This is a genomic window from Acinetobacter celticus (genome assembly GCF_001707755.1).
GTDB lineage: Bacteria > Pseudomonadota > Gammaproteobacteria > Pseudomonadales > Moraxellaceae > Acinetobacter > Acinetobacter celticus.
Map to the genome: position 1 here is coordinate 74,681 of NZ_MBDL01000009.1, position 13,057 is coordinate 87,737.

The following is a 13,057-nucleotide window of genomic DNA, read 5'->3' on the forward strand; positions in this document are numbered from 1 at the left end:
GGAATTTAGCCAATTACAACATGGACGAATGCATTGGATACAGATTACTTTAAAGGCACTATTTCTATTAGCTTAGTCAGGGAAGCACTATTTTCAGCAGAACAACGCGGTTTTTGCACCACAACCTTGCTACAACAAGCAGGAATTTCGCCCGATTTACTTCAGTCAGATAAAGCCCGTGTTTCTGTCACTCAATATGCACAATTGTGGATTGTCTTGGCCAATACCATGAATGATGAGTTTTTTGGTATGGACAGCCACCCGATGCGTAGAGGCAGTTATACACTTCTCTCTAAATCGGTGTTATCTGCAGAAAATTTAGGAAAGGCGCTACAACACATTCTACAGTTTTTGAATTTGCTGTTAGATGACTTTAATAGCACCTGCTTTGTTCAAGAAAACTATGCCTATATTGTTATTCAAGATACACAGCATCCTAAACGTATGTTCAGTTATGCAACTTATTTAATGTTGGTTCATGGTTTGATGTGTTGGCTCAGTGGACAACGTATTATTTTAAATTCTATACAACTGAAATGTAATGCGCCAACAGATGATAGTGATTATAAAATTCGTTTTTGTGATGACATTAAATACAATACAGATGAAAACTATATCCAATTTGATGCCAACTACTTAAATATTGCGATCAAACAAGATAAAAAGTCTTGGTATCAATTTATTCAACATACGCCATACAACCTACTGGTGCGTTTTAAAAACCCAAATGCACTAAGCCATCAAATTCGCAAATATTTTTTGCAAACCTCCTGCACTAAATGGCCCGAACTCACCGAATTAGCACCACAATTTCATATGTCAGAAGCCACTATGCAACGTCGCCTGAAACAAGAAGGTACCAATTTCCAACAATTAAAAAATGATATTCGGCGTGATTTAGCAATTAGTTTACTTGGGCAAAATACGCTCAGTTTACAGGCCATCAGTGAACAACTTAATTTTCAAGATACCAGTGCATTTCATCGTGCATTTAAAAAATGGACTGGTCTTAGTCCCGGAACTTACCGCCAAAGTAATATCAGATAAGTCAACTAAATTTCTAGCAATTATTAAGTAAAAATTAAACAATATAAAATTCACATTGATTATCAGAACCTTATCAAGCCTTCCACAAAGTTACTGGACGTTCATCCTTTTCCACTTGAAAAAACTATCAAGATAGGTTAATTTTCACTCAATTTAAAGCATTTTGCTTATTTTTATATCTCTACTCCCATTAAATCAGCGTCAAGGTTTCTTCCATGCTTAAGATGATTGATGTACTCGAGCACAGCTTAGTACAAAACTTCTCAGACTCTTTATTTAACTCAACTGAACAATGCGAAAACCAGTTCAATCAAGCACTGTTCAATGTTTCAGATATTGATTTACAGAATATTATCTCTACATTTTTCATGCGTCATGACGCAACAGACCTTGCACAACATTTAGATATTCAATCTGAAACAATTGAACAACTGCAAGCAGGTTCAGACTTAAAAGATGAATCGTTAATGACCGCCACTGCAAAAATTGTGGCTTATTGTCTTGCCGTTGAAACTGATGCATTCAATCAAGTTGATGTAGCAGAAAGTTTGCAAGATTACCCAATGTAATTGAAATAAATGCATTAAAAAAGCGGTCTAAAGACCGCTTTTTTAATATGTTCAAAATTTAAACTTCACAACATTTAAGTTCTGAGCAAAAATAAAAGCACATTCAATGTGCTTTTATTTGATCTTAAGAAATACTCAATTAGTGTTGCCACTGACCTAAAGTCACACGGTCATTACCACCGTAGTCTTTCACTGTCCGTACTTGTTTAAAACCCGCATCTTTAAAAATATGCTGTACTGCGTCTGCTTGATCATAACCATGCTCAAGTACAATCCAGCCATGAATGGTCAAATGCTTTTTACCTTGCTGAATAATAGTTTTCAAATCTGATAAACCACGCTCACCCGCCACCAAAGCGCGTTCAGGCTCTGTCTCCAAATCTTTCATGTGGACATCGTTCGCATCAATATAAGGTGGGTTTGAAACAATCACATCATAGTATTGACGACCCAATGGACTAAACCAATCACCACAAATAAACTTCACCTGATTTAAGTCATGTTTTTCAGCATTGCGCTGCGCAACCGCTAAAGTCGGTTCATAAATATCTGTTGCAGTAATTACCCACTCTTCACGTTCACTGGCCAAAGAAAGTGCTACAGCACCAGTTCCTGTTCCCAAATCCACCACACGTGCATCTTCAGGCAAATCTAGACGTAAGACTGTTTCCACCAAGACTTCAGTGTCTGGGCGTGGCACTAAGGTATCTGGTGTCACAATTAAATCCAGCGTCCAAAATGGCTGTGACCCCGTGACATAAGCCAAAGGCTCACCTGCATCTATACGCGCCAAAGCTGAAACATAATCCTGTTCTTGTTCAGGGCTTAGGACTTGATCTTTTTTCATGATTAAATCAAAAGAATCAATTTTGGTAATATGTTCAAGTAACCACGCATTTTCTTGACGTTCGTAACTTTCAGCTTCACCACGTAAAGCAAGCGCCTGTGCAATATTCATTTATCCACCATTTTGCTGTGCAAGCATCGCAAGCTGATCGGCTTGATATTCACGATGTAAACTGTCTAATAATTCAGTCAAATCACCTTCCATCACCGCATCTAACTTATATAAAGTTAAATTAATACGATGGTCGGTCATACGCCCTTGTGGGTAGTTATATGTACGAATACGTTCCGAACGATCCCCTGAACCCACCAAATCACGGCGCATTTCAGAAGTGGCTGCATCAGCCGCTGCCCGTTTGGCATTTTCTAAACGTGACACCAACAACGCCATGGCTTTGGCTTTATTTTTATGCTGTGAACGTTCGTCCTGACATTCCACCACAGTTCCTGTCGGTAAGTGCGTAATACGCACCGCAGAATCGGTTTTGTTAATGTGCTGACCACCCGCGCCCGAAGCACGGTAAGTATCAATACGTAATTCAGATGAATTGATTTCCACCGAAGTATCGACATCAACTTCAGGTAAAATTGCCACGGTACACGCCGATGTATGCACACGACCTTGCGATTCAGTCGCAGGCACACGCTGTACACGATGTGCACCACTTTCAAATTTTAAGCGACCATACACGCCATCGCCATTAATCAGGCAAATGACCTCTTTATAGCCACCATGTTCGCCTTCATTTTCAGACAGTACTTCAAGACGCCAACCTTGTGTTTCAGCATATTTACTGTACATGCGATATAAATCGCCAGAGAAGATCGCAGCTTCATCACCACCCGTTCCTGCACGAATTTCCAAATAAGCAGAGTTGGCATCATTCGGATCTTTAGGAATCATTAAAATATTTAAATCAGCTTCAAGCTGAGCAATAATGGCTTTATTGTCCTTAATTTCTTCTTGCGCCATTTCCTTAAAATCTGGATCAGACAACATCGCTTCAGCGGTTTCAATATCCTCTTCCGCTTGCTTATACTTTCTCCAGACTTCAGTAATTTCATTTAAATCACTGTGTTCCCGAGATAACTGACGAAAACGTTTATTGTCTGAAATAACTTCGATATCGGCCAGCAAAGCATTTAATTCTTCGTGACGATCAGACAGTTGGTCTAACCGTAAACGTAGGGATTCTTTCATTGTTCAAAATATCTCAAATACAGCCTGTTCCAAGGCATTTGCCTAAACAGATCATTCTAAAAATTGCCCTTAGTTTAACGATTCTGTGTTTTAAATGACATCTTTATTGCGACGATGGACTCAAAAGTCCTTATAAACAGTGCATCTTAAAAATATAGTGATGATGACGACAAAAATACAAAGTGCTATACAAGCGAAAAATTTATCAAAAGAATGTCGATAGTCAGCACAATTTAAACCGTAAATTTTAAATTACTGGGTATGAAAAAACACTCATTCGATCAATATTAAATCTATTACAATTCAATAATTACAAAATAAAACAATGTGTAAACCAAAGCACAGCATTTCAGTGATGATTCTCCATAGTTTTAGAGAATCGTTTTGTTACATTTGCTCCATCGAATTGATTACAACAGTCCAAACGAATTTGGACATGGAATGAACCATGAAATTGAATGCTCTTTTAATCAGTACATCTCTAGCAGTAGCGTCTATGTTTACTGTTACGGCACATGCTGACAATACCACTCGTGTTGCTGCTGCAAGTGCCCTTGGTAGTGTGGCAGGTACTGCAATAGGTAAAAATATGGGTGGCAACACTGGTGCAACCATTGGTGCAGCACTCGGTGGAGCTGGTGGCGCAGCGGTAGCAAGTGATCGTCGCAACCGTACAGAGTCTGCAATTGGTGGTGCAATTGGTGGTGGTGCTGGTTATACCGTCGGTAAAAGCATGGGTGGCACCAATGGTGGCTATGTTGGTTCTGCTTTAGGTGCGGCTGGTGGTGCAGCTTTAGGAAATAAAATTGCAAAAGACAAAGCACATAGTAGTAAAAGCAAACACCGTAAATATAAAAAACATCGCCATCACTAAGTCAGTAAAATTAAGCACCTTCGGGTGCTTTTTTGTGACTTCAAGTTTAAAACGCACCGTCTAATGTAGCCAATGATGTAGAGACTTGGTAGATGAGTTACATAGTAATGACCAAAGGTATCATTTTAACAATAATGCCCTTCACGATGTTTTCTACATCTTTGCTTACATTAGTTTCAAGACAAAATTTATATGCTCTTAGGAGTAAATCATGAAAATCAATACACTAATTCTAAGTGCTGTTCTTACTGCTTCTGCGTTCACCATGACAACAGCACATGCAGGAAACACCACCAATACCGCAATTACTTCTGCACTCGGCGGTGTTGTCGGTGCTGCGGTAGGTAAACAGATGGGTGGCTCTACAGGTGCAATGATTGGTTCTGCAATTGGTGGCGGTGCAGGTGCAGCCGTATCTGCTGACCGTCGTGACCGAAATGGCGCAATTATTGGCGGTGCATTAGGTGGCGCAGGTGGCTATACCGTCGGTAAAAATATGGGTGGCACCAATGGTGGTTATATTGGCGCAGCGGCTGGTTCTGCTGGTGGTGCAATTTTAGGTCAAAAAGTAAGTGAAGACCGTCGATATGACGATGAACGATATGACCGTCGTTATAATGACAGAGGCTATAACAACCGTGGTGGTTACCGTTCTAGTCATTATCGCCACAATGATCGTAGTTATTACAGCAAAGACAATGGTCGCCATTTAGGTCACTATAAAAATGGCAAACGCCATTAAGTCATTCTGATATTGACAAAAAAAGCACCTTGGGTGCTTTTTTTGGACTTACATTTATAATATTTCAGCGCTTTATTTTTTCTTCCCATCACCAATCCGCTTATTAACGACCGTTCAAACAATGCTTTGCCAAAGTCACGCTCCTTTCATGTTTCAAAAACATATTTAGCCTATGACTTCTACTTTTTGCTCTACATCAATTTACTAACTTTCGGCCTATTTACAGACCCTCTGTGCCTGATTTTACAAAATGCCCTACTGGACTAAAAAAGATACCCATTCAATACAGCAATCCATAACTAAAATATCTATATAACTCTAACTACACTGCTTGCCACTGCTGATGCACCTCTTCTGAATTTTTATTTAACACCACTTGATTGTCATGGAGTTCTGCAACCCAAGACAATGGAATTAAATGATGCATACCATCGCCAGATTCATGTCGCCTTAACTTCAGCTGATCTGTTCCTTCTAAATGATCCACCGTACCCACTTTTGTACCACAGGATGCAATGACCTCTGCATGTTTTTGAATGCTGTTAAAATCTGTCATTATCTACTCCCAGCCCTAATTATATGTGGTATTAATCTAACTGTTTTTCAGGCTTATTCTGCTTATTGTTTAAAACAAACACACAACTCCTCTTAAGACTTACAATAAGAAACACCATAGTAAAAGAGTCATAAAATGAAACACTCAATATAAATATTAAAGTGAATCAATACAAATAAACACAATATGTAATGACAATTACAGTACTTTCCCCAGCAACCTAGCGCCCCATATATCGCTACATTTCGATATACATCGCCCCACTTATATCGTATTATTTCGATATATAGTATTTGTGAGATAAAATATGCGCTCATTGCAAACGACTCAGTTTTCAATTCTTGAATTGGCGCCAGTACGTGATGACCAACCCGTTGCGTTTTCTTTACATCATGCCCTAGAGCTTGCACGACACGCAGAAAAACTGGGTTATGCACGTTTATGGTTGGCTGAACATCACAATATGGAAGGGATTGCTAGCTCAGCAACAGCCGTTTTATTGGGATATTTACTGGCCAATACCACAACATTAAAAGTGGGTTCTGGTGGCATTATGTTGCCCAACCATGCGCCATTGGTCGTTGCAGAACAATTTGGCACATTGGCTACCTTGTACCCGAACCGTGTGGAATTAGGTCTTGGCCGTGCTCCAGGTACAGATCCACATACCATGCGTGCCCTGCGCCGCGGTCGACAAGAAACTGAAGATCAATTTCCACAAGATGTGAATGAAATTCTCTATTATTTTAAAGATGCACAGCCTAATCAGCGCATTATTGCCACACCAGGTCAAGGTACACATGTGCCTGTTTGGTTATTAGGTTCAAGTTTATTCAGCGCTCAGTTGGCTGCAAAATTAGGTCTGCCCTATTCCTTTGCATCACACTTTGCGCCACGCATGTTGGGGCAAGCCATTCAGCTTTACCGTGACAACTTCGAGGCTTCTGAATATTTAGCCAAACCTTATGTCTCTATGGGAGTTCCAACCATTATTGCGGAAACAGATGAAGAAGCACAGTATTTAGCCACCACGCCTTATCAACGCGTCCTCAATATGATTCGTGGACAGCGAGGCAAATTAAAACCACCTGTAGAAAGCATGGATGGGCTTTGGTCAACCGCAGAAAAAATGTCGGTCGATAATTTTTATGCCATGGCACAAATTGGCTCAAACAGTACGGTCAAGGCTGGTTTAGAAAAACTGTTAGAAAAATATGATGTCGATGAATTTATCTTTACTTGTGACATCTATGATACAGACAAACGTTTGCAAAGCTTTGAACGCTTAATGGACATTAAAAACAATACTTAAGGTTTGCTCTACTTATTCTTAAGACTTAAAGCACTGCATCTAGCCAGTGCTTTTTAATAACCCTGAAAAAACTGTAGCAAATATATAAACCCCATTGCCTTCTTCATACTTTTCAGCATAATTAAACCATAACAATGAACTCTAAAATAAGGATAACAATATGAATCAATACATAAATAAGCCCACACCTGCTTTTGTCGCGGCCAGCTGGGTCGCATTATTGGCGGGTGCCGCAACCTATTGTATCGGTCTATTTAATGCAAATTTGCTGTTAAATGAAAAAGGGTATTATCTAATTTTAATTTTATATGGCTTATTTTCATCTGTTTCTTTACAGAAAATTATCCGTGACAAACTTGAAGGCGTTCACGTCACTCATATTTACTATGGGCTGTGTTGGGCATCTGTCGCCATCTGCATTGCTTTACTTGCGATCGGCTTATTTAATGCCAATTTAGCTTTAAGTGAAAAAGGCTTTTATATTATGGCTTTTTTACTCAGTTTATTTGGTGCAGTGGCAGTACAAAAAAATATCCGCGATATGGAATATCTACGACAGCACAATTCAAGTGATCATTTAGAATTAAAAAACAACAAAAGCTTACCGGAAAATGAACCTCTCGATTAAATATAACTCTCTTATCAATCACGATAGATAGTGCGCCTTTTTCAAAGATGACTGATCAGCTTGCATTCTGCACTTTACCGTTTCTTAATTCTTCGTTATCAATAGCGTAATAAAGAACCTAAACGATATAAAACGAATAACATTGGAAAAATAATATGGTCACTTTTAAGCAGGATGCGCCCTCGTCTACCTTTAAAAATGTAGCAACAGACTTCCAGACATTTCAAGGAGTTTTAGTACAATCTAAAGAGATGAAAGATTTCGATTTCAGCCACAAAAATGTCGCAATTTTAAGTATCGATCAACATTCTGCAAGCCTGCTTAGCAATGTATGTGAACAAGCGACCCATGTGGCTGTCTTTCAAATTCACCCACATTTCATACTACCTAAAACTGAACGTTTTATGCAAAAATTGATTCAACATCCACTGGTTATGAAAAACCGACGCTTATTTAACCACCGTATAAAAAGTTTGTTGGCACTTCGATTTTTAGAAGATCAAGTTAAAGATACATGGCTCAAACACTTATTAATGCCCAATACCGCAATCCAAAATAAAGTTTTCTTAAAGGCCGATCACTATTACTCTTCACTACAACGAGAGAACTGTACCTTAGTGACTTGGCCAATTATTAAAATTCACGAACATGGTATTCAAGCCATTAATGGAGATATTTATGCATGTGACGTTATTGTGCATAACCCTGAAGAATCCCTATAAGCCTACCCAAAAAAAGATATAAAAATGAACCTTGATTAGGCTTGTATCTTGCAGGCCTAATTTTATAAAGCCTCATCGTTTCATTCCACCCCACAATCTGTCTGTGTATTTTTCACTCAACAAAAAAGCAGATACAATTCAAAAACAAGTCACTATCTATAGAGTTTAAAAAATTTCATTCATAGAAAATACTCTGTTTTTTATATTATTTTCACCTAATAAGTAAAACCACCCTCAATTTACGCAATAAAAAAGAGCCATATAAGATGGCTCTTTCATTACAAATTTTAATTTAAAAAAATTAACCAATACGACGTTTTAGACCCGTCATTTGCAGAACACGCGTTGAGATTTCTTCAATCGACATTTCAGAAACATCTAAGTATTTAATGCCTTCTGAAATATAAATACCTTCTACCGCACGAAGTTCCATCTGACATTGGCTAAAACTTGCATAACGGCTATTGGCTTTACGTTCAGTACGAATCGCGACAAGGCGCTCTGCATCAATCATTAAGCCAAATAATTTATGCTTATGTTCTCTTAAAACAGCAGGTAAACGGTTATCGTCCAAATCTTCTTCTGTTAATGGGTAATTTGCAACACGTATACCAAATTGTAATGACAAATAAATAGACGTTGGGGTTTTTCCTGAACGCGAAACACCAATTAAAATCAAATCAGCTTTGTCATAATGGCGTGTACGTGCACCATCATCGTTATCTAAAGCGAAATGTACAGCATCAATTCGGGCCTTATAAGACGCTGAATCTGTCACGGCATGAGTCTGTCCGACTAAAGTTGTAGGCGAAGTCCCCAACTCTTCCGACAATTTACTAATAAGACCTTCAAATACATCAAGATTTATTGCATTTGCGGTATTAATAATATCGCGTACATATTGATCAACCAATGTGTCAAATACCAACGGTTTTTCACCATCTTGTTGCGCTCGAAGATTGATCTCAGCTACGACATTAGTCGCGGCCTCTTCAGTGGTAATATAAGGAATAATATGAATGTCAAAATCAACATGTGGAAACTGCGCTAATAGCGAGTGTCCAAGGGTTTCAGCGGTAATTGCAGTACCATCGGAAATAAAGAAAACACTGCGCTGAATTTGTTTGGTTTCTGACATTAAAATTCTCCTCAAATATTTGTCTTAGTGCTATATAATCTTTATAGTAAGCCATCTTACATGACTGTCACTTGGTAAAATCAAAATACTAGGTAGATTTGTTATAATTTCATGCCAAGATAGTGAATAAAACTGCAAAAGTGGAGTAACAACTTTGGAAGCGCGCGTAATTGGTCTAGAAAAATTAGGGAAACACGACGTTGAACTCGTGGGCGGGAAAAACTCATCACTCGGTGAGATGATCAGCCACTTGTCAAATGCAGGTGTCTCTGTACCGGGTGGTTTTGCAACGACAGCGAATGCTTACCGTGAATTCCTCGAGCAAAGTGGCCTTAACGCTAAAATTAATGCAGAACTTGCTGCGCTTGATGTAGAAGACGTTATTGCCTTAGCCGAAACTGGTGCAAAAATTCGTCAATGGATTGTCGATACTCCTCTTACCGTCGAACTAGAAAAAGAAGTTCGTGAAGCTTTTGCAGAACTTTCTAACGGCAATCCAGAAATCTCGGTTGCCGTTCGTTCATCTGCAACTGCAGAAGACTTACCAGATGCCTCTTTCGCAGGTCAACAAGAAACTTTCTTGAACATCCGCGGCATTGACAACGTACTGATTGCCATTAAAGAAGTTTTTGCATCATTGTATAACGACCGCGCAATCGCTTACCGTGTACATCAAAACTTTGCACATGATGTTGTTGCCCTATCTGCGGGTATTCAGCGTATGGTTCGTTCAGAAACAGGTGCTGCTGGTGTTATGTTTACACTGGACACTGAATCGGGTTTCCGTGATGTTGTATTCATTACAGCCTCTTATGGCTTGGGTGAAATGGTCGTTCAAGGCGCAGTAAACCCTGACGAATTCTATTTATCTAAACCATTGCTTAATGCGGGCAAACACTCAATTTTACGTCGTAATCTTGGCTCTAAACATCAAAAAATGATTTATGGCGAAGAAGCATCTGCGGGTAAATCAGTGGTTGTTATCGACGTTGAAAAACAAGAACGCCAACAATTTTCATTAAACGACCATGAGCTTCAAGAACTTGCTAAACAAGCTTTAATCATTGAAAACCATTACGGTTCACCAATGGATATTGAATGGGCTAAAGATGGCGATGACGAACAAATTTATATCGTACAAGCCCGTCCTGAAACTGTAAAAAGTCGCGAAAATGTCGGCACCATGGAACGTTACCTTTTAAAACAAAAAGGTACTGTGGTCTGTGAAGGCCGTTCAATTGGTCAACGTATTGGTTCAGGTAAAGTACGTATTGTTACGTCTATTAAAGAAATGGACAAAGTACAACCAGGCGACGTTCTTGTTTCGGACATGACTGACCCAGACTGGGAACCAGTCATGAAACGTGCAGCTGCAATTATCACCAACCGTGGTGGTCGTACCTGTCACGCTGCAATCATTGCACGTGAATTAGGTGTACCTGCAATTGTAGGTTGTGGTAATGCAACTGAAGTGCTTACCGATGGTCAAGAAGTGACTGTTTCATGTGCCGAAGGCGACATGGGCTTTATCTATGAAGGTGCGTTAGATTTCGAAATTCAACGTAACTCAATTGAATCTATGCCTTCACTACCGTTCAAAATCATGATGAACGTCGGTAACCCTGACCGTGCATTTGACTTCGCGCAAATTCCAAACGAAGGTATTGGCCTTGCACGTTTAGAATTCATCATCAACCGTATGATTGGTGTGCATCCTAAAGCATTGTTAAACATTGATAGCTTACCACGTGAAACACGTGCTGCTGTGATGGCGCGTACTGCGGGCTACTCTTCTCCAATCGAATTCTATGTAGAAAAATTAGTTGAAGGTATCTCTACCCTTGCTGCCGCTTTTGCCGACAAACCAGTCATTGTTCGTATGTCTGACTTCAAGTCAAACGAATATGCGAACTTAATTGGCGGTAAGTTGTACGAGCCAGAAGAAGAAAACCCAATGTTGGGCTTCCGTGGCGCAAGTCGCTACGTGTCTGATAATTTCCGTGACTGCTTCGAATTAGAATGTCGCGCACTGAAAAAAGCACGTGATGAAATGGGCTTAACCAACATTCAAATCATGATTCCTTTTGTACGTACAGTTGCAGAAGCGAAACGTGTCATTGAATTATTGGGTCAAAACGGTCTTAAGCGTGGTGAAAACGGCCTTAAAGTGATCATGATGTGCGAATTACCAACCAATGCATTATTGGCTGAACAATTCCTTGAGCACTTCGATGGTTTCTCTATCGGTTCTAACGACTTGACTCAGTTAACACTTGGTCTAGACCGTGACTCGGGTATTGTTTCTCACCTGTTTGATGAACGTGACCCAGCGGTTAAAGCGCTTCTTTCAATGGCAATTCATGCTTGTCGTAAAGCGGGTAAATATGTAGGTATTTGTGGTCAAGGCCCATCTGACCATCCTGATCTTGCCCAATGGTTAATGGAACAAGGAATTGAATCTGTTTCATTGAATCCAGACTCTGTTTTAGATACTTGGTTCTTCCTTGCAGAAGAAAAGACTAAACAAGCTTAATAAAACATGTTAAAAAAGACCCTCTCGTAGGGTCTTTTTTTATCTACGATTTTTTGTTTTTTAGATTTATTTTGAGAATTGAGTTTTATGCAAATTTACTTGGCGAGAAATAACCAACAAGCCGGTCCTTATAGTTTAGAGCAAATCAACCAAATGCTTGCCAGCCAACAAGTACTTTTGACCGATCTTGCATGGCACCAAGGGATGCCTGAATGGAAAGCTTTAGGTGAACTCACACAAGGTAAACTCATCTACCAGCCAGAAGGATATATTGCGCCTGCCAGTGAGCAACCTTTTCAGGCACAGGCAACAACGCAATCAACAGCAGTGAAGCCACAAACAAATGCTCAGCAAACCTTAGCTTCAATTCCAAGTCGTGTGCTGGCGAAAATTGTCGATATTCTTTTATGGGTTCCTGCAACCTATATTTTAACGGGTTTCTTTTCAGAAAAAGAAGCAGCACAATTTAATGCCTATAACATCCAATTTATGGATGCAATGTTTGGCACAGTCGCCAACCCGACATTGGCACAAGAATTACAAACTAAAATGGTGGAAATGTTTCCGCAACAAGCATGGATTGCAATGGGTATTTACTTATTCATCATGCTTGCGATTCAGGCTTTTCTGATTGCTAAATCGGGGCAATCTATTGGTAAAAAACTCACCAAAATTAAGATTGTAGATGCTGAAACAGGTGAAAAAACGTCCCTGCTACGTGCCTTTACCTTAAGAAGTGTCTTGTTTATTTTCTTAAATTTTGTGTTTATGTTCATTGCAATTGTAGATCTTGCCTTTGGATTTGGGGCAAAACGTCAAACTTTGCACGATAAAGTTGCCAAAACCAAGGTCATTAAACAGTAAATTATAAAATAAAATGGGGGATGAA

General features: G+C 39.4%; 13 protein-coding genes. 9 read left to right on the plus strand and 4 right to left on the minus strand.

Annotated elements, in window-relative coordinates; all coding sequences use genetic code 11:
- Nucleotides 1-33 precede the first annotated feature (33 nt).
- Complete coding sequence (locus tag BBP83_RS07100) at nucleotides 34-1,047, plus strand: AraC family transcriptional regulator (protein WP_068886930.1); 1,014 nt, start codon at nucleotides 34-36, stop codon at nucleotides 1,045-1,047.
- Between the two features lie 215 nt (nucleotides 1,048-1,262).
- A complete protein-coding gene (locus BBP83_RS07105) occupies nucleotides 1,263-1,616 on the plus strand; it encodes a hypothetical protein (RefSeq protein ID WP_068886932.1) in 354 nt (117 codons plus the stop codon).
- A 139-nt stretch (nucleotides 1,617-1,755) separates the two neighbouring features.
- Here the strand turns inward: BBP83_RS07105 and prmC are convergent, their stop codons facing one another.
- Together prmC and prfA are read right to left on the minus strand one after the other, a co-directional pair.
- On the minus strand, nucleotides 1,756-2,574 hold the full coding sequence (gene prmC, locus BBP83_RS07110) for a peptide chain release factor N(5)-glutamine methyltransferase (RefSeq protein ID WP_068886934.1): 819 nt from the start codon (nucleotides 2,572-2,574) through the stop codon (nucleotides 1,756-1,758).
- The gene (gene prfA / locus BBP83_RS07115; RefSeq protein WP_068886936.1) at nucleotides 2,575-3,663 is read right to left on the minus strand and encodes a peptide chain release factor 1; all 1,089 of its coding nucleotides are present in this window, start codon (nucleotides 3,661-3,663) and stop codon (nucleotides 2,575-2,577) included.
- Nucleotides 3,664-4,111: 448 nt separating this feature from the next.
- Here prfA and BBP83_RS07120 point away from each other — a divergent pair, with 448 nt between their 5' ends.
- Complete coding sequence (locus tag BBP83_RS07120; protein WP_068886938.1) at nucleotides 4,112-4,537, plus strand: hypothetical protein; 426 nt, start codon at nucleotides 4,112-4,114, stop codon at nucleotides 4,535-4,537.
- A 211-nt stretch (nucleotides 4,538-4,748) separates the two neighbouring features.
- A complete protein-coding gene (locus BBP83_RS07125) occupies nucleotides 4,749-5,279 on the plus strand; it encodes a hypothetical protein (RefSeq protein ID WP_068886940.1) in 531 nt (176 codons plus the stop codon).
- Between the two features lie 322 nt (nucleotides 5,280-5,601).
- Here the strand turns inward: BBP83_RS07125 and BBP83_RS07130 are convergent, their stop codons facing one another.
- Nucleotides 5,602-5,835, minus strand: a complete 234-nt coding sequence (locus BBP83_RS07130; RefSeq protein ID WP_068886942.1) for a DUF2171 domain-containing protein — start codon at nucleotides 5,833-5,835, stop codon at nucleotides 5,602-5,604.
- Nucleotides 5,836-6,142: 307 nt separating this feature from the next.
- On the opposite strand from BBP83_RS07130, the gene BBP83_RS07135 reads away from it, so the two are divergent.
- From BBP83_RS07135 to BBP83_RS07145, 3 genes are all read left to right on the plus strand, one after another.
- A complete protein-coding gene (locus BBP83_RS07135) occupies nucleotides 6,143-7,147 on the plus strand; it encodes an LLM class flavin-dependent oxidoreductase (protein WP_068886944.1) in 1,005 nt (334 codons plus the stop codon).
- A 160-nt stretch (nucleotides 7,148-7,307) separates the two neighbouring features.
- Nucleotides 7,308-7,775, plus strand: a complete 468-nt coding sequence (gene yiaA / locus BBP83_RS07140; RefSeq protein WP_068886946.1) for an inner membrane protein YiaA — start codon at nucleotides 7,308-7,310, stop codon at nucleotides 7,773-7,775.
- Between the two features lie 155 nt (nucleotides 7,776-7,930).
- Nucleotides 7,931-8,497: an NAD(P)/FAD-dependent oxidoreductase gene (locus tag BBP83_RS07145; protein ID WP_068886948.1), complete on the plus strand. Its 567-nt coding sequence runs from the start codon at nucleotides 7,931-7,933 to the stop codon at nucleotides 8,495-8,497.
- 301 nt (nucleotides 8,498-8,798) lie between these two features.
- On the opposite strand, the gene ppsR is transcribed toward BBP83_RS07145, so the two are convergent.
- Nucleotides 8,799-9,635 carry a posphoenolpyruvate synthetase regulatory kinase/phosphorylase PpsR gene (ppsR, locus tag BBP83_RS07150; RefSeq protein ID WP_068886951.1) on the minus strand — a complete coding sequence of 279 codons (837 nt, stop codon included), beginning with the start codon at nucleotides 9,633-9,635 and terminating at the stop codon, nucleotides 8,799-8,801.
- 154 nt (nucleotides 9,636-9,789) lie between these two features.
- On the opposite strand from ppsR, the gene ppsA reads away from it, so the two are divergent.
- Together ppsA and BBP83_RS07160 are read left to right on the plus strand one after the other, a co-directional pair.
- Nucleotides 9,790-12,168 carry a phosphoenolpyruvate synthase gene (gene ppsA, locus BBP83_RS07155; protein WP_068886953.1) on the plus strand — a complete coding sequence of 793 codons (2,379 nt, stop codon included), beginning with the start codon at nucleotides 9,790-9,792 and terminating at the stop codon, nucleotides 12,166-12,168.
- 87 nt (nucleotides 12,169-12,255) lie between these two features.
- Nucleotides 12,256-13,032 carry an RDD family protein gene (locus tag BBP83_RS07160; protein WP_068886955.1) on the plus strand — a complete coding sequence of 259 codons (777 nt, stop codon included), beginning with the start codon at nucleotides 12,256-12,258 and terminating at the stop codon, nucleotides 13,030-13,032.
- Nucleotides 13,033-13,057: the final 25 nt, after the last annotated feature.